Annotated in this window: 21 protein-coding genes; 3 read left to right on the top strand and 18 right to left on the bottom strand. The window is 62.0% G+C overall.

Features of this window, described 5'->3' with window-relative positions:
- Positions 1-12: 12 nt before the first annotated feature.
- On the top strand, positions 13-1,725 hold the full coding sequence (locus tag ASE26_RS09065; RefSeq protein ID WP_055937125.1) for an FAD-dependent oxidoreductase: 1,713 nt from the start codon (positions 13-15) through the stop codon (positions 1,723-1,725).
- On the opposite strand, the gene ASE26_RS09060 is transcribed toward ASE26_RS09065, so the two are convergent.
- The 5 genes from ASE26_RS09060 to ASE26_RS09040 form a co-directional block, all read right to left on the bottom strand.
- The gene (locus ASE26_RS09060) at positions 1,712-2,473 is read right to left on the bottom strand and encodes a LytTR family DNA-binding domain-containing protein (RefSeq protein WP_055937122.1); all 762 of its coding nucleotides are present in this window, start codon (positions 2,471-2,473) and stop codon (positions 1,712-1,714) included. The two genes, ASE26_RS09065 and ASE26_RS09060, sit on opposite strands and share 14 nt — an antisense overlap.
- Positions 2,470-3,513, bottom strand: coding sequence for a sensor histidine kinase (locus ASE26_RS09055; protein WP_055937119.1), 1,044 nt, complete (start codon positions 3,511-3,513; stop codon positions 2,470-2,472). The genes ASE26_RS09060 and ASE26_RS09055 overlap by 4 nt, the downstream gene beginning before the upstream one ends.
- A 1-nt stretch (position 3,514) precedes the next feature.
- A complete protein-coding gene (locus ASE26_RS09050; RefSeq protein ID WP_055937116.1) occupies positions 3,515-4,093 on the bottom strand; it encodes a hypothetical protein in 579 nt (192 codons plus the stop codon).
- Between the two features lie 143 nt (positions 4,094-4,236).
- Entirely contained in the window at positions 4,237-4,542 is a 306-nt protein-coding gene (locus ASE26_RS09045) for a helix-hairpin-helix domain-containing protein (protein ID WP_055937549.1), read from the bottom strand.
- A 99-nt stretch (positions 4,543-4,641) separates the two neighbouring features.
- The gene (locus ASE26_RS09040) at positions 4,642-5,610 is read right to left on the bottom strand and encodes an OmpA family protein (protein WP_055937113.1); all 969 of its coding nucleotides are present in this window, start codon (positions 5,608-5,610) and stop codon (positions 4,642-4,644) included.
- A 129-nt stretch (positions 5,611-5,739) separates the two neighbouring features.
- On the opposite strand from ASE26_RS09040, the gene ASE26_RS09035 reads away from it, so the two are divergent.
- Entirely contained in the window at positions 5,740-7,563 is a 1,824-nt protein-coding gene (locus ASE26_RS09035; protein WP_082507562.1) for a M48 family metallopeptidase, read from the top strand.
- On the opposite strand, the gene rfaE1 is transcribed toward ASE26_RS09035, so the two are convergent.
- The 13 genes from rfaE1 to gyrA all read right to left on the bottom strand — a co-directional run bounded on the left by rfaE1 (position 7,560) and on the right by gyrA (position 21,769).
- Complete coding sequence (gene rfaE1 / locus ASE26_RS09030) at positions 7,560-8,486, bottom strand: D-glycero-beta-D-manno-heptose-7-phosphate kinase (RefSeq protein ID WP_055937107.1); 927 nt, start codon at positions 8,484-8,486, stop codon at positions 7,560-7,562. The genes ASE26_RS09035 and rfaE1 overlap by 4 nt on opposite strands.
- 2 nt (positions 8,487-8,488) lie before the next feature.
- Positions 8,489-9,664, bottom strand: a complete 1,176-nt coding sequence (gene lapB, locus ASE26_RS09025; protein ID WP_055937103.1) for a lipopolysaccharide assembly protein LapB — start codon at positions 9,662-9,664, stop codon at positions 8,489-8,491.
- Positions 9,665-9,672: 8 nt separating this feature from the next.
- Entirely contained in the window at positions 9,673-9,978 is a 306-nt protein-coding gene (locus ASE26_RS09020; RefSeq protein WP_055937100.1) for a lipopolysaccharide assembly LapA domain-containing protein, read from the bottom strand.
- Between the two features lie 64 nt (positions 9,979-10,042).
- Positions 10,043-10,348, bottom strand: a complete 306-nt coding sequence (locus ASE26_RS09015; protein ID WP_028100433.1) for an integration host factor subunit beta — start codon at positions 10,346-10,348, stop codon at positions 10,043-10,045.
- Positions 10,349-10,363: 15 nt separating this feature from the next.
- On the bottom strand, positions 10,364-12,040 hold the full coding sequence (gene rpsA / locus ASE26_RS09010) for a 30S ribosomal protein S1 (protein WP_055937096.1): 1,677 nt from the start codon (positions 12,038-12,040) through the stop codon (positions 10,364-10,366).
- A gap of 77 nt (positions 12,041-12,117) precedes the next feature.
- Positions 12,118-12,786 (bottom strand): (d)CMP kinase, encoded by a 669-nt coding sequence (gene cmk / locus ASE26_RS09005; RefSeq protein WP_055937093.1) that lies wholly within the window; start codon positions 12,784-12,786, stop codon positions 12,118-12,120.
- 127 nt (positions 12,787-12,913) lie between these two features.
- Positions 12,914-14,245: a 3-phosphoshikimate 1-carboxyvinyltransferase gene (gene aroA, locus ASE26_RS09000; RefSeq protein WP_055937090.1), complete on the bottom strand. Its 1,332-nt coding sequence runs from the start codon at positions 14,243-14,245 to the stop codon at positions 12,914-12,916.
- Between the two features lie 9 nt (positions 14,246-14,254).
- Positions 14,255-15,208 (bottom strand): prephenate dehydrogenase/arogenate dehydrogenase family protein, encoded by a 954-nt coding sequence (locus ASE26_RS08995; RefSeq protein WP_055937086.1) that lies wholly within the window; start codon positions 15,206-15,208, stop codon positions 14,255-14,257.
- Complete coding sequence (hisC, locus tag ASE26_RS08990; RefSeq protein ID WP_055937083.1) at positions 15,201-16,319, bottom strand: histidinol-phosphate transaminase; 1,119 nt, start codon at positions 16,317-16,319, stop codon at positions 15,201-15,203. The genes ASE26_RS08995 and hisC overlap by 8 nt, the downstream gene beginning before the upstream one ends.
- Before the next feature lie 21 nt (positions 16,320-16,340).
- Positions 16,341-17,414, bottom strand: a complete 1,074-nt coding sequence (pheA, locus tag ASE26_RS08985) for a prephenate dehydratase (protein WP_055937080.1) — start codon at positions 17,412-17,414, stop codon at positions 16,341-16,343.
- Positions 17,414-18,496, bottom strand: coding sequence for a 3-phosphoserine/phosphohydroxythreonine transaminase (gene serC, locus ASE26_RS08980; protein ID WP_055937077.1), 1,083 nt, complete (start codon positions 18,494-18,496; stop codon positions 17,414-17,416). The genes pheA and serC overlap by 1 nt, the downstream gene beginning before the upstream one ends.
- A gap of 11 nt (positions 18,497-18,507) precedes the next feature.
- Complete coding sequence (locus tag ASE26_RS08975) at positions 18,508-19,014, bottom strand: DUF2059 domain-containing protein (protein ID WP_055937073.1); 507 nt, start codon at positions 19,012-19,014, stop codon at positions 18,508-18,510.
- A gap of 133 nt (positions 19,015-19,147) precedes the next feature.
- The gene (gene gyrA, locus ASE26_RS08970) at positions 19,148-21,769 is read right to left on the bottom strand and encodes a DNA gyrase subunit A (protein ID WP_055937068.1); all 2,622 of its coding nucleotides are present in this window, start codon (positions 21,767-21,769) and stop codon (positions 19,148-19,150) included.
- A gap of 275 nt (positions 21,770-22,044) precedes the next feature.
- Here gyrA and ompA point away from each other — a divergent pair, with 275 nt between their 5' ends.
- Positions 22,045-22,770 carry an outer membrane protein OmpA gene (gene ompA, locus ASE26_RS08965; RefSeq protein ID WP_055937065.1) on the top strand — a complete coding sequence of 242 codons (726 nt, stop codon included), beginning with the start codon at positions 22,045-22,047 and terminating at the stop codon, positions 22,768-22,770.
- Positions 22,771-22,919: the final 149 nt, after the last annotated feature.

The following is a 22,919-nucleotide window of genomic DNA, read 5'->3' as shown; positions in this document are numbered from 1 at the left end:
GAGCCTTTCCCCATGAGCGACACCGAAGTCATCTCCATGCCGTCCACGCTGGAGAGCCGCAGGCACCAGGTCAACCCGGTGCTGACCGAGCAGGAAATCAAGCGCCTGCACCGCTTCGGCACGGTGCGCCAGTATGCGCGCGGCGTGCGCATTCTCGAAGCCGGTCACACCTGCTTTGGCCTGATCATCGGGCTGAAAGGTTCGATCACGATCTGCAAATATGACGGCCTTGGCAACTCCGAATTCCTGACCGAGCACGGTCCCGGCGAATTCACTGCCGAGGTATCGCAGCTTTCCGGGCGCCCTTCCCTGGTCAACGCCACCGCCAAGGACGATGTCGAGGTGCTGGAAGTGTCGCCGGAGAACCTGCGCGCACTGGTGATTGCGGAAGCGGAGCTGGGCGAGCGCATCGTGCGCGCCCTGATCCTGCGCCGCGTCGGCCTGCTGGAGACCGAAGGCGGCGGCCTGGTGCTGGTTTCCCCGCCCGGAAATGCGGCCCTGTTCCACTTGCGCAGCTTCTTGAGCAGCAACGGCTACCCCTACCGCATCCTTGATCCGAAAGACGACGAACAGGCGCGCGCGCTATGCGAATACTACGAACCGGGTCCGGAAGACTGGCCGCTGGTGGTATGCCCGGACGGCGTGGTGAAAAAAAACCCAAGCAACGCGGAAGTCGGCTATTGCATCGGCCTGCTGCCTGAAATCGACACCGAAAAGCTGTGGGATGTAGTGGTGGTCGGCGCCGGACCTGCCGGCCTCGCGACGTCGGTGTACGCCGGATCGGAAGGCTTGTCCGTGCTGGCACTGGAACAGCGCGCCTACGGCGGCCAGGCTGCCGCCAGTGCGCGCATTGAAAACTATCTTGGCTTCCCGACCGGCATTTCCGGCCGGGCCCTGGCCGGCCGCGCCTTCGTACAGGCGCAGAAGTTCGGCGTGGAGGTCGCGATCCCCGCCCCGGCCACGCGCCTGCTGTGCGACAGCTGGCCGCTGCGCGTGGAAATCGCCGGCGGACAGGTGGTGCGCGCCAAGACCGTGGTGCTGGCCAGCGGCGCGCGCTACAAGCGCCCTGCCCTCGACAATATCGGCGAATTCGAAGGGCGCGGCATATACTTCTGGGCTTCGCCGATCGAGGCCAAGCTGTGCAAGTCGGAAGAAGTGGTGCTGGTTGGCGGCGGCAACTCCGCCGGCCAGGCGGCGGTTTTCCTCTCCGGCTTTGCCTCCAAGGTGCATATGGTGATTCGCGGCTCCGGCCTGAAGGCCACCATGTCGACTTACCTGATCGACCGCATCAAGGCGACGCCGAATATCGAGCTGCACACGCATACCGAGATCACTGCGCTGGAAGGCAATGATGACGGCCTGTCCAAGGTCAGCTTCCTGTGCAAGGAGACCGGTGCAGTCGATAGCTGCGACGTATGCCGCCTGTTCCTGTTCATCGGCGCCGACCCGAATACGGCCTGGCTGGCCGATTGCGGCGTGGAGGTTGACGCGCAAGGGTTCATCCGCACCGGCTTCGACGCCATCAAGGACCAGTGCCGCGCCAAGATGACGCTGGCCGATGCGCCGCAGCGCGCTCCGCTGGAAACCAGCGTGCCGGGCGTATTTGCCATCGGCGACGTGCGCTCGGGCTCCACCAAGCGCGTCGCCGCAGGTGTCGGCGAAGGCGCGGCCGTGGTGTCGCAGATTCACGCCTTCCTGGCCAACCTGCCTGTCACATCCCCTTGAAACGGTGCTGGAAGCGCTGGCTGACCGGCAGCCGCGCTCCATGCCCGCGTAAAGTAAGCCACATCGCGTTGTCGCCGTCGCGCACGGCGGCGGCAATGCGCTTCACCGCTACCACGTAGCTGCGGTGGACCTGCCAGAATCCCGCTCCTTCCAGCGTTCCAGCGAGCTCCTTGAGCGGCGTGCGGATGTGCGCCTCCAGTCCCTGCGCCACCACGCGCGTGTACTTGTCCTCAGCGACAAAGTACAGGATGTCGGACAGGTCGATGAAGTGCACCGCCTGCCCTACCGACGCCTGGATCCATGAAGGCGCCTGCGTCCCGGCGGTCGCGGACAGCGCGCTTGCCGCGCGCACGTCGGCAGTGATTCGGCGCAAATCCGGCGGCGGCAGCAGCACCCGCTCGCGCAGCCGCCCGACTGTGCGCGCCAATCGCGCAGCATCGACCGGTTTCAGCAAATAGTCATGCGCGCCCTGCTCGAATGCGGCCAGCGCATGCTCGTTGTATGCGGTGACAAACACCACGTGCGTGCGCGAGCCGAATGTGGCCGCGAGCTGCAGCCCATCCAGTCCAGGCATGCGGATATCAAGGAAGGCCACGTCCGGCGCCAGTTCGCGTGCCAGCCGCAGCGCCTCGAAGCCGTCCGCAGCATCGGGTAAAAGCTCCGCCTCCGGCCACAGCGCGGCCAGCAGCTCGCGCAGCTCCGCGCGCAGCAGCGGTTCGTCATCGGCGATCAGGATGCGTGGTTTCATGCGCGCCCCTCGACCGGCAACAGCAATTCCGCCTCAGTGGCGCCGTCGGCTGCCTGCCGCAGTTCGAAAGCGGCCCGGCCGCCGTACAGCGCCTGCAGCCGTTCCCGTACATTGCGCAGCCCGACTCCGCTGCCCAGCAGCGTCGTGCCCTGCCCGCGCTGCAGCCCCCCACCGTCGTCGCGCACGATGATGCCCAGCCTGCCGTCGCCGCGCAGCGCCGCCGCGACGCTTACGCATACGGCGCCCGGTTTCGGTTCGACACCGTGCTGCACCGCGTTTTCCACCAGCGACATCAACATCATCGGCGGGACCGGCAGGCTGCCCAGGTCCCCAGGGCAATCGAGCCTGGTCGCAAGCCGCGCGCCGAAGCGGATTTCCATCAGGGCCAGGTAATGGCCCGCCAGCTCGCACTCGCGAGCCAGCGTGGATGACGATGTGCGCATGTCGGGCAAAGCGGTGCGCAGGTAGGCAATCAGGTGATCCAGCATTTCCACCGCGCGCTCCGGCGCATGGCGCGCCAGGTAGCGCGTATTGGCCAGCGTGTTATAGAGGAAATGCGGTTCCACCTGCGCCTGCAGCGACTTCAATTCCGCCTGCAAAGCGGCGCGCTGCAGTTCCGAAATTTCGAGGGCGCGCGCCTGGCGATGGGCATACATCAGCGGAACTGCCAGTACAACGGTTCCGAAAGCCAGCGCACTGCCCAGCATTTGCGCCGGCGACAGCGCCAGCAGCAGGAAATAGCCTGTCCCCTTGATGTAGGCCTGCATCGCAACGACAGCAGCGATCAGCTGCAGCAGTGGCTGGGCTGCCCAGCACCAGGTCCAGCCAGCCTTTGGCGGCAGCATCCAACGCAGTGCGTGCGCGCCGGCCAGCACGATGGCTGCGTCGAGCAGGAGCGCGCCGAACAAGGCAAGCCGGTCATAAGAGCCGGCAAAGACGGCCAATCCAGCCACCAGCAAGAACATTCCCGCACTGGAAGCGCCTTCCCGCAGGTTCACGGACAAGAGTTGGCGCAATGCGGCATGAGGTCCATTCTGCATCTTACAGGCTCGGATTGGTGTGCTGCGCGCGCCAGTACTCGCGCGGCGGCATTTTGTCGACGGGTACGTTTTTGTCGACCACTTCCATTTTGAGGTCATCGATCCAGACAGTGCCGCCGCCTGCGCCATTCACGCCAAACAAAACGAAGTCCGCGTGCTCCGCAACATCCAGCGTAACGCTGCGCAATTGCCAATCGGTAGTGCCCTTGATCGGCTTGTCCTGGCTATTGTAAAAACCATCCATCTCGCCGTTTTCCAGATCCACCCGCATCCACAAGCCACTCCAGGCACCGATGCTGTCGGTGCGGACCTGTGCCGAGAAGCGCACGCGCTTGCCGCGGTACTTGTCGGCAGCAACGGTCTGCATCAGCGTAGCCCATGCCTTGCGATCATCTGTTTTCGCGCGCAGGAATTTCGCGAAGCTGCCGCGCCGGAAGCCATTGGGGTCGGCGCCTATTTCATAGAGGTCCGGGTTTTCACCGGCGAGGTACCAGCTCTTGTCCAGGCTTGCGGTTGGCTGGGCCAATGCCAGCAAGGAAACTGAAGCGACAGCGGCGAGGAAAACAACATGGGGTTTCATGGGGCGGTAGTTTCTCATGGCATGACGACATTGTCATGTCCATAACTCTGCCCCAGGCCGCAGGCGTCGGGGGAAGCATGCGATGAACGCTTCACCTTGCCGATAAATGGCGCCGCCTGCGGATTAATGCAGCAAGGTTCAGGCTATTTTCGAGCGGCTTCCTTGCGCGGAGCGGCGCCTTCGCGCGACTTGCCATTGACCATCAGCCCGGCCTCCGACAACTTCATGGCGTTCTTCTCTCCTATGCCTTTGACGCGCTGTTCCAGGTCGGCCCAATCCTTGAACTCCCCTTTCGCGCGTTCCGCCATGATGGCTTTGGACTTGGCCGGACCGATACCCTTGACGCTATCGAGTGCGGCCTGGTCGGCTTTGTTGACGTCAACCTGGGCGAATGCCATGCCCATGCAAGCGACCAGCGTGGCGACGGCGAGCACTAATTTCCTGATCATGATTGCCTCCATAAGTGGACACGAGAAGACCTCGTTCAGCCACAACGCGGCCCGCGCCATCCGGCTGACACGGGCCGCGCGCTATTTGAGGCAGATCAATCAACGCACAACTAATTCCACACGACGGTTCTTGGCCCGGCCTTCGTCGCTGGCGTTGCTGGCCACCGGCGCCATATTGGCGACACCACGCGGCATCATGCGGTTGGCGGGAATGCCGTACTTCGAGGCCAGCGCATCAGCCACGGCCTGCGCGCGCTTTTGCGACAGCGCCAGGTTGGCATCGAACTCGCCCTGGTCGTCGGTGTGGCCGACGATGAAGACTTTCATCTTGGGCTGCGCCTGCAGGGCCTTGGCCATCTGTTCCAGCTGCTCGCTCGATTGCTCGCGGATCACGGCCTTGTTGGTGTCGAAGGTCACGCCATACAGCGCCACCTTGCCATCGCGCTGCAAGCCCTCCTGGATGGCGCGCGTATCGACAGTGACCTTGCCGCCTTCCATCACCGTCGGTTCGACGATCTGCACGAACTGGCGCACGCGCTGGTAGTCCGTGTATTCGGACAGCGCGACCATTACATAGGTATTGCCGCCAGGTCCAGCCTTGGCTGCGCTGACCAGGTGGAAGCGCGGCTGGTTGGCGCTATTGAAGGTACTGCTGACATACGCGTCGAACGACTTCCAATGCACTTCGCGCGGCAGCTCCTGCACCAGGTGCTGAACCTTGGCCTTCTCGCATTGGTCGGTCTCGCAGGCGTACAGGATCTTGAAACCGGCAGCGCTCAGCGCCTGCTGGTAGTTGCGGTGGATTTCCAGCGCACTGCGCCCTTTCGGCCCCCAGTAATAGCGGTTGGCCGTCTTGCCTTCCACCTTGTGCAGCACCGGCTTGCCTGCCTCGGCATCGACAACCCGGGCCTGGCCCAGGTTCTCACCGCCGTACATATAGAGCATCGAACCCTCATAGCGGTGCAGCAACGGGTGGTCGCTGCCGCCGGCAATGTCCTTGCTGAAGTTCGGCTGGGCGTAGGCCTGGAAGGAAAGCGCTGCCAGGGCGGCAAAAAGAATGGTTCGCATGGTATCGGCATCCGTTTGGAGGGATTGCCAATATAACAAAAACGCGACAATTGGCGCGCAAATTCGAGATTGCAATGACGCAACGAAACCTGCGGTGCCATACTTATATTTTTTGCAACCGAGATCAGCATGCGATCATTAGCTGCCCTGAAATCCGACCTGATGCGCATCGCGCTGTATGCGGTGCTGTCGCTGGCACTGGTTCCAGGCATTACCTTTGTGTTCAGCGGCCACGTCCTCAAAACGTGGGACGGGGAATTCCTTGAATCGATCGAAGGCGACATGCGCAAAGCCAACGTCGCCCTGGCGGAACGCGAGCAGGTGCTGGCGCGCTTCCGTGCCGATCCACCCTCCACGGTTTGCGGCAACAGCGACCCGGCGATGGCCGAGTACCGCTCCCGCGCCTGCGAATCATGGGGCCATCAATGGCAATTCTACTGGGCGCACAACATCTCGCTGATCATGCTGGTTGGCGGCGTGCTGCTGGCAGCCCTGGTCGCCCTGCTTTGCCTGGCGGCGCAGCGCGGCCGCGACGCCCAGTACCGCAGCCTGTTGCTGGGACAACGCCTGCTGTCCTGGTCGGGCTCCTTTGAAGTGGTGGCGCAAAACGCCATGCTGGCCTGGCTTTCGTTCTGGCTGACCGCCTGGTTCTTCCATATGTATTCGATCAAGCTGGTGGCCATTACCGGCATTGCCGCCGCAGCCGCCGCGCTGCTGGCCGTCACGCAGATCTTTGCGCGACCCAAATGGAAGTTCGAAGTGGAAGGTGAACTGGTGCGTGAACAGGATGCACCGGCACTGTGGCAGCGTGTGCGCGGCCTGGCTGGGATGCTGGGTACCGCCCCGCCACGCCAGATCATCGGCGGCATCGACACCAACTTCTTTGTCACCGAAAGCCCCATCGTGCTGGGCAACGAAACGATCGACGGCCGCACGCTGTTCGTCAGCCTGCCGTTGCTGCGCGTGCTGGACCAGCGCGAAGCCGACGCCGTGCTGGCGCACGAACTGGCGCACTTCAGCGGCGGCGACACCGAGCGCAGCGCAAAGCTCGGACCCGCCCTGTCGCAATTCGACGGCTACCTTGGCGCCATGCGCGGCAACTTGATGACGCTGATCGCCTACTACCCATTGGCGCTGTACCGCACGGCGCTGGAACTGGGCTTGATGCGCGAAAGCCGCGAGCGCGAATTCCTCGCCGACCGCGCAGCGGCGCAGGCGGTATCGGGACGTCCGCTGATTTCGGCGCTGATCAAGATCTCCGCCTATGGCAATTACCGCGGCCACATCGAGGAAGACCTGTTCCAGCGCAACGACCGCCACGAAGGCGAAATCGGCATCGCCACTTACGTGGCGCAGGGCCTGAAGCCTTTCGCCTGTTCCGAGCAGTTCCAGGATGCGATGCAGGGCGCGAACGTACCGCACCCATTCGACTCGCACCCCAAGCTCAGCGAACGCATGGAAAATGTCGGCAGCCCGATTCCAGGCACCCTGTTTGGCGCTGTGGTCGCAACGGCGGTAACGAACAGCTGGCACAGCGAGATCCTGACGGCGGACGCCATCGAAGGCCGCTTATGGAATGCCTACGAATCTCGTTTCGCCAAGGCGCACGAGCACACCCTGGCGTACCGCTACCGCCCATCCGATGACGCGGAGCGCGCGATCGTGCTGAAGTATTTCCCGCCGCGCGATTTCGGCCCGATCGTGGTGGCGTATGAAGGCATCACCGTGAACGCCGACCAAAGCATTTTCGGCTGGGAGCAGGTCACGAACATGAACTACGAGGACGGCTTTGGCGGCGACGTCCTGACGCTGACCCTGGCCGATCCGGACAGCGGCAAGAGCAAATCGAAAAAGGTGAAGTTGCCAGGAGTGAAGCCCCAGCGCGATGAGCTCAAGCAAGCGCTGGGCATGTACAAGCACCGCCACGAAGTCTCGCGCCAAAGCTCAATTTAGGCGAATAGTTCGTCGCGGGTGACGGTGGCGGTGCCGAGCTTGCCAACCACGATGCCGCCTGCGCGGTTGGCGGTGTCGACGGCGTCTTGCCAGCCGGCGCCGGAGCCGAGCATGGCGGCCATCGTGGCAATCACGGTGTCGCCTGCGCCGGAGACGTCGAACACTTCGCGGGCGCTGGCATGTACGTTGAAGATGCCGTCGTCGGTGAACAAGGTCATGCCCTCTTCCGACCGGGTCAGCAGCAGCGCGTCCAGCGACAGTTCGGCGCGCAGGTTCTGCGCCTTGGTCACCAGTTGCTCTTCGCTGTTCCAGGAGCCGACGATGCGTTTCAGTTCTGATTTGTTGGGAGTCAGTACGGTGGCGCCTCTGTAAGGCGAGAAGTCGTCGCCTTTCGGGTCGACCATCACGATCTTGCCGGCCGCGCGCGCGGTGGCGATCATTTCGGCCACATCGACCAGGCCGCCCTTGTTGTAGTCGGACAGCACAATCACGTCGTATTCCGGCAGCAGGGTCTTGAATTGCACCAGCTTGTTGCGCAGCACAGCGTCGCTTGGCGGTTCTTCGAAGTCGATCCGCACCATCTGCTGCTGGCGGCCGATCACGCGCAGCTTGATGATGGTGGAGATGGCGCTGTCGTGCTTCAGGTAGCTGTGAATGGCGCCGCTTTGCAGCAGCTGCTCCACTTCCGTGCCTGCTTCGTCGGCGCCGACGATGCCCAGCAGGCCGGCATGCGCGCCCAATGCCGCGGCATTGCGTGCGACGTTGGCGGCGCCGCCCAGGCGGGCTTCGCGGCGTTCGATGCGCACCACGGGAACCGGGGCTTCCGGCGAAATCCGGCTGACGTCGCCGAACCAGTAACGGTCCAGCATGACGTCGCCGGCGACCAGGATGCGTACTTTGTCGAGTGCGGGCGCTTTGCTCATATTCAGTTCATCACGTTGAGTTCTTCGGTGCGGCGCGGCGGGTAGGAATCCCAGCGGCTGCATCCCGGGCAGTGCCAGTAGAACTGGCGGGCTTTGAAGCCGCAGTGGCTGCACTGGTAGCGGGCCAATTTTTGCGTGTAGCCGTGCACCAGGTTTTTCACCATCGACAGTTCGGACAGCACCGAGGCCGGCGCATCCATCATGCGCGCTTCCAGCAGCTTGTCGAGGCCGAGCAGGGTCGGGGTGCGGCGCAGTTCATCGAGCACCACCTGCTTGGCGGCGTCCACGCCATCGAGTTCGATGACGGTCTTGAACACCACTTCCAGCAGGTCGATCGAGGACGCCTGTTCCAGGTAGGATTTCAGCAGGCTGACGCCTTCCTGCGGGCGGCCCACCTTGCGGTAGCCGTCCATCAGGCGGGTTGCCACCAGCGCGGTGTGCGGTACGGATTGCTGTTCGACGCGGCGCCAGGTAAGCAGCGCGGCTTCGGTATCGCCTTTGGCCAGCTGCGCGTCGCCGCACAGGATGGTGGCGCGTACGCTCGAACGGTCCGCTTGCAGCGCCTGTTCCAGCAGGCTTTCCGCTTCGTCGGGCTTCATGTGCACCAGCGCGTCCTGCGCCAGTTCACAGTAGAACTGCGAGATTTCTTTCTGGCGCGAGCCGGCGCCGGCTTCCTGCAGCGCGAGCGCGGCTTCGATGGCGCGCTTCCACTCTTTCTCGCGCTGGTAGATTTCCAGCAGCGCCTTGCGGCCCTGCACTGCGTAGGAAGTGTCGAGCAGGCGGGTATAGGTCTCTTCGGCGCGGTCCAGCAGGCCGGCCTTCAGGTAATCCTGGCCCAGCTCATATTCGGCGTGGGCGCGCTGCTCGGCCGGCAGGTCGGGACGCGACAACAGGTTCTGGTGCACGCGGATGGCGCGTTCCGTTTCGCCGCGGCGGCGGAACAGGTTGCCCAGCGCGAAGTGCATGTCGGCGGTTTCCGGATCGAGCTTGACGATCTCGATGAAGGAGTCGATAGCCTTGTCCGGCTGGTCGTTCAGCAGATGGTTCAGGCCGCGGAAGTAGCCGCGCGGCAGGGTGCGCGATTCGGACACCACGGCGCGGATGTCGACGCGTGCGGCGATCCAGCCAAGGGCAAACATAGCTGGGATGCCCAGCAGCCACCAGAGTTCAAAATCCATGTTTTTTCTTAGTGCTGGGTGTTGATGCTATCCGGCAGCGGGCGCTCGTTCACTTGCATGGCCGCGCTCTGCAGGGATTGGATAGTGGATTTCTGCTTGTTCGATTCGCGGCGCTGGCGGAACAAGGTAGGAGTCAGCGCGAGGATGCACAGGGCGGCGCCGGCCACGAAAAAGGCCAGCAGCATCAGCACCAGCGGGCCGCGCAGCTCGTAGTTCAGGAACAGGTGCAGGTCGACTTCCTGCGTATTTTTCAGGGCAAAACCAAAGAACAGGACAAACAGGACAACGCCGAAGGCGGTGGAGATGAATTTCATCGTCAGTTCCAAATTAAAAAGGGGCAGGCAAATGCCCGCCCCTTCATTCTACTGTGCCAGAGACTCAGTCCTCAATGATCGGTTGCCCGACCATCGCATCGACCCGCTCGCGCAGCTGCTTGCCAGGCTTGAAATGCGGCACCCGTTTTTCAGGGACCATCACTTTGTCGCCGGACTTAGGATTGCGTCCAATGCGTGGCGGCCGCGAATTCAGGGCGAAGCTGCCAAAACCACGGATCTCGATGCGCTGGCCGTCGGCCAAAGCGTTGGTCATCGCATCGAGAATGGTCTTGACGGCGTACTCCGCATCTTTGGCCACCAGCTGAGAGTAACGCTCAGCCAGGCGGTTGATCAATTCGGACTTAGTCATCTAAGTGCTCGTAGATTAGTTCTTGTTGTCGAACTTGGCTTTCAGCAGCGCGCCCAGGCTGGTGGTGCCGGAAGCGGCGCTGGAGTCAGCAGCCATCTTCGACATCACTTCAGCGGTGTCCGCACTGTCTTTAGCTTTGATCGACAGCTGGATCGAACGTGCCTTGCGATCGATGTTGATCACCAGGGCTTCCACGGAATCACCAACCTTCAGGTGGGTGCCGGCATCTTCCACGCGGTCGCGGGAGATTTCGGAAGCGCGCAGGTAGCCTTCAACTTCTTCGGACAGCTGGATCACGGCGCCTTTTGGCTCAACCGACTTAACGGTACCGGTAACCAGGGAGCCCTTGTCGTTCATGGCTGCGTAGTTGTTGAATGGATCGCCTTCCAGTTGCTTGACGCCCAGGGAAACGCGCTCGCGCTCAACGTCGATTGCCAGAACAACGGCTTCCAGTTCGTCACCTTTCTTGAACTTGCGTACGGCTTCTTCGCCGGACTCGGTCCAGGACAGGTCGGACAGGTGCACCAGGCCGTCGATGTTGCCTGGCAGGCCGATGAACACGCCGAAGTCGGTGATCGACTTGATTGCGCCCTTGACCTTATCGCCCTTCTTGTGGGTCACGCCGAAGTCGTCCCAAGGGTTTGCCTTGCACTGCTTCATGCCCAGCGAGATACGACGACGCTCTTCGTCGATTTCCAGGACCATGACTTCAACTTCGTCGCCCAGCTGCACGACTTTGTTAGGAGCCACGTTCTTGTTGGTCCAGTCCATTTCCGACACGTGAACCAGGCCTTCGATGCCTTGTTCAACTTCAACGAACGCACCGTAGTCGGTCAGGTTGGTGACTTTACCGAACAGGCGGGTGCTCTGTGGGTAACGACGGGACAGGCCGGTCCAAGGATCGTCGCCCAGTTGCTTCACGCCCAGGGACACACGGTTCTTCTCTTGATCGTACTTCAGGACCTTAGCGGTGATCTCTTGACCAACGGTCAGCACTTCCGATGGGTGACGCACACGACGCCATGCCAGGTCGGTGATGTGCAGCAGGCCGTCGATGCCGCCCAGGTCAACGAACGCACCGTAGTCGGTGATGTTCTTGACGACGCCGGTAACCACGGTGCCTTCTTTCAGGGTTTCCATCAGTTTCTGACGCTCTTCGCCCATCGAAGCTTCGATGACGGCGCGGCGGGACAGAACGACGTTGTTACGCTTGCGGTCCAGTTTGATAACCTTGAATTCGAGGGTCTTGCCTTCGAACGGGGTGGTGTCTTTAACTGGACGGGTGTCTACCAGCGAACCTGGCAGGAAAGCACGGATGCCGTTGGTCAGAACGGTCAGGCCGCCCTTGACTTTGCCATTGACGGTACCAACGACGATCTCGCCGGATTCCATTGCTTTTTCCAGTGCCAGCCACGATGCCAGGCGCTTGGCCTTGTCACGCGACAGGATGGTATCGCCGAAACCATTTTCCAGCGATTCGATGGCCACGGAAACGAAGTCGCCTACTTTGACTTCCAGTTCGCCTTGGTCATTCTTGAATTCTTCAACAGGAATGAAAGCTTCCGATTTCAGGCCGGCGTTAACGATCACAAAATTGTGGTCCAGACGCACGACTTCAGCGGAGATCACTTCGCCAGAGCGCATGTCTTGACGCGACAGGGACTCTTCGAAGAGGGCTGCAAAACTTTCCATTATTTATTTCCAGGTTAGCCAGTAAGACCCGCACGATGCGGCTTCAACTGGGTTGAGGGTTGAACAAGAACAGCTATTTATTTATGGGTGGCGGTCCACCATTTCAACACCTGCTCGGTCGCTTCATCAGCGTTCATGGCAGACGTATCGAGGAGGAAAGCACCCTCTGCCGGCGCCAGCGGCGCAATGGCCCGGTTCATATCCCGGTCGTCGCGCGCTTTCAAATCCATCAGCAGGTCTTGCATACTAGCAGAAATTCCCTTTCCGATCAATTGCTTATAGCGGCGATCGGCGCGCGCTTCGACGGAGGCGGTCAAAAACACCTTGAGGGGGGCGTGCGGGAAGATGACGGAGCCCATGTCGCGGCCGTCGGCGACCAGGCCGGGGGTCTTGCGAAAGCTCAGCTGCAGGCCGTACAGGGCCTGGCGCACGGCCGGCAGGGCAGCGATTTTCGATGCCGTATTGCCAACTTCCTCGGCGCGGATGGCGTCGGTGACGTTTTCTTGCGACAGGTAGACGGCGTCGCCGGCGAAATGGATGTTCAGGTGCTCGGCCAGCTTGGCCAGGGCATGCTCGTCGTTCAGGTTGGTTTCGCGGCGCAGGGCCTGCAGCGCGGTCAGGCGGTACAGGGCGCCGGAATCGAGGAGGTGGAAGCCAAGCTTGTCCGCGACCTTGTGGGCCACGGTGCCCTTGCCGCTAGCGGTCGGGCCGTCGATGGTGATGACTGGGATGTTCGATGTTGGCATATGGTTAATTATTAAACCGGTAAACCCGGGTACGACCCAAGGGTCGGACCCGCCGTATCCGCAGTCTGCGGCTTCGGAGGAGTCTGACCCTTGGGTCAGACCCAGGTTTACCGGTTTTGGCTAAAAGTTAAACGCTACCACGCTTCGCGATCGACGCGAACGCGGTGAAATACTCGGGGAAGGTCTTGGCGACGCATTTTGGATCATTGATGCGAACCTTGGCGCCCTTGCGGATGAACCCATCCAGCGAAGCCAGCGAGAAGCACATCGCCATGCGGTGGTCGTCATAGGTATCAATCGCGGCCGGCAGCAGCACCGCCGGCGGGGTGACGGACAGCCAGTCAGCCCCCTCCTCCACCTTCGCGCCCAGCTTGCGCAACTCGGTCGCCATCGCCGACAGGCGGTCGGTTTCCTTCACGCGCCAGGAAGCGATATTGCGCAAAGTCGTAGTACCTTCCGCATACAGCGCCGCCACGGCAATCGTCATCGCCGCATCCGGAATATGGTTGAAGTCCATATCCACCGCCTTCAGCGGGCCATTTGCGCTGGCTTCAATCCAGTTGTCGCCCATCACGATGGTCGCCCCCATCTGCTCCAGCGCCTGCGCAAAGCGCACGTCGCCCTGGATCGAGTTGTTGCCCACGCCCTGCACCCGCACCGGGCCGCGGCCAATCGCGCCGGCAGCCAGGAAATAGGAAGCGCTTGAGGCATCGCCTTCGACGTGGATGGCGCCCGGGCTCTTATAGGTCTGCCCGGCAGGGATGGTGAACGACGCCCAGCCATCCTGCTCCACCACGGCGCCAAAGCGGCGCATCAGGTTCAGGGTGATTTCAATATAAGGCTTGGAAATCAGCTCGCCTTCCACCTCGATGGTCACGGCATGCTCGCGCGCCATCAGCGGCGCCACCATCAGCAGCGCGGTCAGGAACTGGCTCGACACATCGCCGCGCACCGACAGGCGCTGCGACTTGAACTCGCCGCTGCGGATGTGCAGCGGCGGGTAACCCTTGTTCATCGTATATTCGATGTCGGCGCCGGCGGCATTCAGCGCGTCGACCAGGTCGCCGATCGGGCGCTCGTGCATGCGCGGCACGCCGTGCACCTTGTAGTCGCCGCCGATCACGGCCAGCGCCGCGGTCAGCGGACGGATCGCGGTGCCGGCGTTACCCATGAACAGGTCGGCGGTGCGCAGCGGCCAGCGGCCTTTCACGCCCTGCACTACGTGCACCGTGCTTTCGCCCTCGCGATGCTCGGTCCACTCGACGCCCAGCGAGCGCAGTGCAGCCAGCATCACGGCGGTATCGTCGGAAGCCAGCAGGTCGATAACGCGCGTCTCGCCTTCGGCCAACGCGGCCAGCAGCAGGATGCGGTTGGAGATGGATTTCGAGCCTGGCAGGCGCACCGCGCCTTCGGCTCGCGCGACCGGCAGCAGGTCGAGGTAATGCGGATAATCAGTCATGCGTGTTCCTTATTCTGCCGCCGCATCTTTCGGCTGCGGCGGCTCAGCCGCCTCGATGGTCTCGATCCATTGCCGGCGCGCGCGCTGCGCGTTGACGTAGGTGGCTTCCAGGGCGGCGGCGTCGCCAGCGGCGAGGCTGGCGCGCAAGCGGGTTAATTGTGCCAGATAAGCATCCAGCTCAGTCAGGAGTGCGGCCTGGTTGGCGAGGCTGATGTCGCGCCACATTTCAGGCGAGCTGCCGGCGATGCGGGTGAAGTCGCGGAATCCGCTGGCAGCATATTGGAACAGCAAATCCGAGTGGGGCTTGCGTTCGATGTCGTCTACCAGCGCGTAGGCCAGCAGGTGGGGAAGATGGCTGACGGCGGCGAACACTTTGTCGTGCTCTTCCGGGGTCAGGGTATGGATGATGGCGCCGCAGGCTTTCCAGGCGCTGGCCACGCGCTCGACTGCGGCGGGGTCGTTCTCGGCCAGGGGCGTGAGGACGGTTTTCTTGCCTTGGTACAGGTCGATGATGGCGGCGTCGGGGCCGTTGGTTTCGCGGCCGGCGATGGGGTGTCCGGGAATGAATTGGCGCACTTTATCGCCCATGACGGCGCGGGCGGCGGCCACCACGTCGGATTTGGTGCTGCCGGCGTCGGTGACGATGGTGCTGGCGTCGAGGTGGGGCAGGATCGAGGCCAGGATGCGGGCGGTTTGCGCCACTGGCGCGGCGAGCAGGATCAGGTCCGCGCCGGCAATTGCTTCCTCAAACCGGTAGCCGGCCGGTGTCTGACCCTGCGGGTCAGACACCGCTTTACCGGTTTCGGCGGCCGAGTCGATGATGCCCAACTCGAGCGCCCGCGACAGGAACGCCTCCGAGCGATCAACGCCAACGACATGCTTAACAGCGCCAGCCGCCTTCAGCGCCCGCGCAAACGAGCCGCCGATCAGGCCAACGCCGAAGATAACAACCTTATTAAGCACGATCCTCCGCCAGCGCCTTGCGCAGCGCAGTAATCAGCACCGCATTCTCCTGCGGCAGGCCGATGGAAATACGCAGCCACTGCGGCAGGCCGTAGTTGCCCACCGGGCGCACGATCACGCCCTGCTTCAGCAGCGCCAGGTTGATACGCGCACCGGCCGCGTCATCCGAACCAACGCGCACCAGGACGAAGTTGCCGTACGACGGCACAAACTCCAGCCCCATATCCTTGAACGCTTCCACGAACTGCTCGTAGCCCGCGGTATTGTTGGCAGCCGACTTGGACAGGAATTCCTTGTCGTTCAGCGCCGCAATCGCAGCAGCCTGCGCCAGCGAATTCACATTGAACGGCTGGCGAATACGGTTCATCAGGTCAGTCACTTCCGGCTGCGCCAGCGCGAAGCCTACGCGCAGGCCGGCCAGGCCGTACGCCTTGGAGAAGGTGCGCGACACCAGCAGGTTGGGGTACTTCTTGACCCAGGCTGCCGACTCGTACTGGTCTTCCTTCTTCAGGAATTCGTTGTAAGCCTCGTCCAGCACGACCACCACGTTCGCCGGCACCTTCTGCAGGAAAGCTTCAATCTCGGCGCCGGTGACGAACGTGCCGGTCGGGTTGTTCGGGTTGGCGATGAACACCAATTTGGTATCCGCTTCAATGGCGGCAGCCATCGCATCCAGGTCGTGGCCGTGGTTCCTGGCCGGCACCACGATATGGCGCGCGCCGATACCCTGGGTCGCCAGGGCGTACACGGCGAAGGAGTACTGCGAGTACACCACGGACTGGCCGCGCTCGACGAAAGCGTGGGCGGCGATTTCCAGGATGTCGTTGGAGCCGTTGCCCAGGGTGATCCAATCCATCGGCACGTCGTAGCGCTTGGACAGCGCCATTTTCAGGTCGAAGGCATTGGCATCAGGGTAGCGGCCCAGTTCAGCGGCGGCAGCGGCCATCGCCTTCTGCGCCGATTCCGGCACGCCGAACGGGTTTTCGTTCGATGCCAGTTTAACGATGGATTCTTCCTTCAGGCCAAATTCACGTGCCACTTCGGAGATAGGCTTGCCAGCCTGGTAAGGGGCGATTGCGCGAACGTATTCAGGGCCGTAAGTCTTGGACATGGATCTAATCACTTATAAAGGTCAGGTGAGGCTGGTCGGGTAGGAGCCCAGCACTTTGAAGAAGGCAGCATTGTCCTTGAGTTCAGCCAATGCCTTTGTCACGGACGGGTCTTGAACGTGCCCTTCAACGTCTACATAGAAATAGTATTCCCAGGTGCCGATGCGGGCCGGGCGCGATTCGAAGCGCGTCATCGACACGCCATGCTTGGCCAGGGGCGCCAGCAGCTGGTACACGGCGCCAGCCTTGTTCGGCACTGCCAGGATCACGGAAGTGTGGTCGCGGCCGGACGGGTTGGTGAGCAGGCTGCCGATCACCACGAAGCGGGTGCGGTTGTGCGGATCGTCCTGGATGTGGGCATTGACCACGCCCAGGCCATACTGTGCGCCGGCGTGCTCGCTGGCGATGGCGGCGATGGTCGGGTCGTCGCCGGCCATGCGTGCCGCTTCGGCATTCGAGGCCACGGCGCGGCGCTCGATATGCGGGTAGTTCTGGTTCAGCCACACCTGGCATTGGGCCAGCGCCTGCGAGTGGGCGCAAATCACCTGTACCCCTTCCATGGTGCCGGTCCTGGTCATCAGGCTGTGATGGACGGCAATCGCGATCTCACCCGAGATCAGGCAGGGCGTGGCCAGCATCAGGTCCAGCGTGCGGTTGACCGCACCTTCGGAGGAATTTTCGACCGGCACCACGCCGAAATCGGCGGTACCGGCTTCAGTGGCGCGGAACACCTCGTCGATGGAGACGCAAGGAATGCCATCCACAGCGGTGCCGAATTGGGCGTACACCGCCTGTTCGCTGAAGGTGCCGGCCGGGCCAAGATAGGCCACGGTCACGCGGCGCTCGAGCGCGCGGCAGGCCGACATGATTTCGCGGAAGATGGTTTGCACTTCGCGCGCGCCCAGCGGGCCCGGATTGCGGTCGGCCACGCCGCGCAGCACCTGGGCTTCGCGCTCGGGACGGAACACGGGCGCGTTGGTTTCGGCCTTGACGTGCCCTACTTCCTGCGCCACTTTGGCGCGGTCATTCAGCAACGCCAGGATCTGCGCGTCGATCGAATCGATCTTCTCGCGCAAGGGTTTCAGTTTATCGCTCATTATCTGCCTGCAAATTCGTTGAGGTAGTCGACCAGCGTTTGCACGCCCTCGATCGGCATCGCGTTATAGATCGATGCCCGCATACCACCGACGGACTTGTGGCCCTTCAGCTGCAATAGCCCGCGCGCTTTCGCACCGGCCAGGAATGCTTCATTTTTCGATTCGTCGCGCAGGTAGAACGGGATGTTCATGCGCGAGCGGTATTCTTTTGCGACGCGGTTCTGGTAGAAGTCGTCGGCATCGAGTGCCTGGTACAGCAGCTCGGCTTTCTCAATATTACGCTTTTCCATGGCGGCCACGCCGCCCTGCTTCTTCAGCCACTGGAACACCAGGCCGGCAATATAGATGCCGTAGGTGGGTGGCGTGTTGTACATCGATTCGTTTTCCGCCACGTTCCTGAAGTCGAAGGCGGACGGGCAGAATGGCAGCGCCTTGCCGATCAGGTCATCGCGCACGATGACCACGGTGACGCCGGCCGGGCCGATATTCTTTTGCGCGCCCCCGAAAATCACGCCGTACTTGCTCACGTCCACCGGGCGCGACAGGATATGCGACGACATATCGGCCACGATATCGGTCTCGCCCTGCGCGGTCGGCACGAAATTGAACTCGACACCGTCGATGGTTTCATTGGTGCAGATATGCAGGTAGGATGCGCCGGGAGTCAGCTTCCACTCCGCCTGGTCCGGCACGCGGTCGAAGCCGGTGGCTTGCGACGAAGCGGCCACGTTGACGCGGGCATAACGCGCCGCTTCCTTGATCGACTTGCCGGACCAGGAACCAGTCTGCACGAAATCGATGGTGCTGTCGGCGCCGCCGCACAGGTTCATCGGCAGCACCGCATTCTGCGACAGCCCGCCGCCCTGCATGAACAGGATCTTGTAATTGTCCGGCACAGCCAGCAGCTCGCGCAGGTCGCGCTCGGCCGCCTTATAGATCGCAATGAATTCAGGACCGCGGTGGCTCATCTCCATGACCGACATCCCGCTGCCGTGCCAATCCAGCATTTCAGCGGCCGCCTGTTGCAGCACTTCCTTTGGCAGCACGGCCGGGCCGGCGGAGAAATTGTAGATGTTCGCCACTTCGAGACTCCTTACTTCGTTTGTTCGACAATGCGCTTCGCGCGCTCCTGCATCAGCTTTTGTGCGGCCTGGGCGCTTTCGCCCATCAGCACCGGCATCACTTCCAGCGACTTCTTGCCGACCGGACTGCGGTAGAAAGCCGTCAGGGCCTTGACGTCTTCCTGCGTGAAATGCTTCGCATACAGCGGCACCACCTGGTTGTACAGCTCATCGACCATTTTCGGATCGTTCAAATCCTTTTGCAGGGCGGCGGTGATGACCGGCATGCGGCGCTCCACAGTCGCCAGTTCGGCCTTGCGCTGCTCGTCGTTGAACTTGGGGTTATTGCGCACCACCGCTTCCGCGCGCATGCGCAGGATCTGCGGCAGCGCCTTCGCCAGGTTCTGCAGCGAGGCAGCCATATTGGCGCGCGCTCCGGTGGTATCCATCAACTCGCGGATCGATGCTTCGCTCGGCGGGGCTGCATGGGCGGCGGCGGCGAAAGCAAATATTGCGGCGGCAAAGGCGAACTTTTTCATGCGGGCTCCTTAATTTTTACGGGACTGCTCCACAACTATTTTCTTCATTGCTTATTTGTTTTTCGAATTTGGCAGCTATAAAAACTAACGGGCCCGGCCTGATCACTCAGACGGGGCCCGTTGCGGGTCAGCCTTATTCGGCTGCTTCGCCGCCTTCTGCTTCCGCCTCCGGCTCGTCCGCGTCTGCTTCGACGATGCGCTGCAAGCCCGAGAGCTTGGTGCCGTCCTCCACCGCAATCAGGGTCACGCCCTGGGTGGCCCGGCCCATCTCACGGATCTCCGAGACGCGGGTGCGGATCAGCACACCGCCGGTCGTGATCAGCATGATCTCGTCGGTCTTGGTCACCAGGGTCGCCGCCACCACCTTGCCGTTACGCTCGGAGGTCTGGATCGCGATCATGCCCTTGGTGCCGCGGCCGTGGCGGGTGTACTCGGCGATCGGGGTACGCTTGCCGAAACCGTTCTCGGTTGCGGTCAGCACCGACTGCTCTTCGTTTTCCGCCACCAGCAACGCGATCACGTTCTGGCCTTCTTCCAGGTTCATGCCGCGCACGCCGCGCGCGGTACGGCCCATCGGACGCACGTCGTTCTCATCGAAGCGCACCGCCTTGCCGTTGTCGGAGAACAGCATCACGTCGTGCTTGCCGTCGGTCAGCGCGGCACCGATCAGGAAGTCGCCTTCGTCCAGGTCGACCGCGATGATGCCGGCCTTACGCGGATTGGAGAAGTCCTTCAGCGGGGTCTTTTTCACGGTACCCAGGCTGGTCGACATGAAGACGTAATGGTCTTCCGGGAAGGTGCGGTTTACGCCCGACAGCGGCAGCACCACGGTGATCTTCTCGTTGTCCTGCAGCGGGAACATGTTCACGATCGGCTTGCCGCGCGAAGTGCGCGAGCCTTGCGGCACTTCCCACACCTTCAGCCAGTACAGGCGGCCGCGGTTGGAGAAGCACAGGATGTAATCGTGGGTGTTGGCGATGAACAGCTGGTCGATCCAGTCTTCATCCTTGGTCGCTGCCGCCTGCTTGCCGCGGCCGCCGCGCTTCTGGGCGCGGTATTCGGACAGCGGCTGGGCCTTCATATAGCCCATGTGCGACAGGGTCACCACCATGTCCTGCGGCGTGATCAGGTCTTCGGTTTCGAGGTCGGTCGCGTTGTTCTCGATATTCGAGCGGCGCGGATCCTTGTCGCCGAATTCCAGCATCGAGGCATTCAGTTCTTCGGTAATGATGGCGGTCACGCGGGCCGGCTTGGACAGGATGTCCAGCAGGTCGGCGATCAGGGACATCACGTCCTTGTACTCGTTGACGATCTTGTCCTGTTCCAGGCCGGTCAGGCGCTGCAGGCGCATTTGCAGGATCTCGCCTGCCTGTTCGTCGGACAGCTTGTACAGGCCATCGGACTGCAGGCCGTAGTGCTTCGGCAGGTGCTCAGGACGGAAGGCTTCGATACCGCCCTGGCCTTCTTCGCCGGTGCGTTTCAGCATTTCGCGCACGATGGACGAATCCCAGCCGCGCGCCATCAGTTCCTGTTTCGCGATCGGCGGCGTTGGCGCTGCCTTGATGATGGCGATGAAATCGTCGATGTTGGCCAGTGCAACCGCCAGGCCTTCCAGCACGTGGCCGCGTTCGCGCGCCTTGCGCAGTTCGTACACGGTACGGCGCGTGACGACTTCGCGGCGGTGCGACAGGAAGGTCGCCAGCAGGTCCTTCAGGTTCATCAGCTTCGGCTGGCCGTCCACCAGGGCGACCATGTTCATGCCGAAGGTGTCCTGCAGCTGGGTCTGCTTGTACAGGTTGTTCAGCACCACTTCCGGCACTTCACCGCGTTTCAGCTCGATCACCACGCGCATGCCCGACTTGTCGGACTCGTCGCGGATGTCGGAAATGCCTTCCAGCTTCTTGTCGCGCACGTTCTCGGCGATGCGCTCCAGCAGGGACTTCTTGTTGACCTGGTATGGCAGCTCGTCCACGATGATCGCGGTACGGCCGCCTTCCTTGCCGTATTCCTCGAAGTGGGTCTTGGCGCGCATCACCACGCGGCCACGGCCGGTGCGGTAGCCATCGCGCACGCCGGACACACCATAAATGGTGCCGCCGGTCGGGAAGTCCGGCGCCGGAATGATCTCGATCAGTTCGTCGATCGAGCAATCCGGGTTGTTCAGCACGTGCAGCGCGCCGTTGATCACTTCCGTCAGGTTGTGCGGCGGGATGTTGGTGGCCATACCCACTGCAATACCGGACGAGCCGTTGATCAGCAGGTTAGGAATCTTGGTCGGCAGGACGGTAGGCTCTTTCTCCTTGCCGTCGTAGTTGGGCGCGAAATCGACGGTTTCCTTGTCGATGTCGGCCAGCAGCTCTGCCGAAATCTTGTCCAGGCGGCACTCGGTGTAACGCATCGCCGCGGCGTTGTCGCCGTCGATGGAACCGAAGTTACCCTGGCCGTCGACCAGCATGTAGCGCAGGGAGAAATCCTGCGCCATACGCACCAGCGTGTCGTAAATCGACGCGTCGCCGTGCGGGTGGTACTTACCCATGACTTCGCCCACAACACGGGCGCACTTCACGTAAGGGCGGTTCCACACGTTGTTCAGTTCGTGCATCCCGAACAGGACGCGGCGGTGTACTGGCTTAAGGCCGTCGCGAGCGTCCGGCAGAGCTCGGCCTACGATCACGCTCATGGCGTAATCGAGGTAGCTCTTGCGCATCTCTTCTTCGAGGGAAATTGGGATTGTTTCTTTTGCGAATTGATCCATTGGCGGGTCGATCTTTTGTCTAGGCGTACAAGCCTGCGATTTTAGCATGGCGCCAAGGCGGCCGGATGAAAGTCATTGGGTTGACACAAATGCACCGTATTATGGCCCCTGCGTTGCAACAAAACAACATTTTGGTCAGATGCGCGAAACTGGCTTTTTCCTCTACTTTTGATGCAGTTTTGCGAAATATGGCAAAATGGACGAGAAACTAATGAAAAAGATAGTTTTAAAAGATAGTTTTAACAGCGTTACCCCCGTTTAAGGAAAAGACCAATATGAAGAAAATCCTCGCCACCATGTTTGCTGCGTCTTCCGTTCTGGCCGGCCCTGTGCTAGCACAAGACAAGCCAACCGCTCCTCCGTTCGCACCAGTAACCCAGGACATCAAGGCCGCGACGCCTAAGAGCGCCTATGTGCAGGATGCCCGTGGCGTCATCGCCCGCAATCCATTCGGCCTGTGCTGGCGCACCGGCTACTGGACCCCGGCCGATGCCGTGCCAGGTTGCGACCTGCCGATCTGCACCCCACCGGAAGAGCTGAAAGATGGCAAATGCGTGCTGCCACCTCCACCACCGGTCGCGCCAGAGCAGCCGCCAGTCGCCGTACCGCCAGTAGCAACCCCGGCAGCACCGACCGCGGCACCGACTGCTGAGAAGGTTTCGTTCGCATCCGACGCATTCTTCGACTACGACAAGGCCGTGCTGAAGCCAGAAGCGAAAGAAAAGCTGGACGACCTGGTCAGCAAGCTGAGCGGCATCAACCTGGAAGTAATCATCGGCGTCGGCCACACCGACTCCATGGGCACCGACCAGTACAACGACAAGCTGTCGCTGCGTCGTGCTGATGCTGTCAAAGCGTACCTGCAGAGCAAAGGCGTGGAAGCCAACCGCGTGTACTCCGAAGGCAAGGGCGAGAAGCAGCCAGTAGCGGACAACAAGACCGCCGAAGGCCGCGCCCAGAACCGCCGCGTGGAAATCGAAGTTGTAGGCACCAAGAAGTAATTCCCGGCGCCTCAGCGCTATTGGAGCCCCGCCCTGTGCGGGGCTTTTTTTGGTTCTTCACGGATTACCGGGAAACGCGGCTTTGATCTTCAAGAAGAAGAATTCGGAGTCGCGATACCCATAAGCCATCCGCTTCATTACCTTGATCC

This window comes from Duganella sp. Root198D2 (assembly GCF_001428585.1).
In the GTDB taxonomy this organism is placed as follows: Bacteria; Pseudomonadota; Gammaproteobacteria; order Burkholderiales; family Burkholderiaceae_D; genus Rugamonas.
Note: the sequence above shows the minus strand (reverse complement) of the source record. Positions and strands in the feature narration are given on the sequence as shown.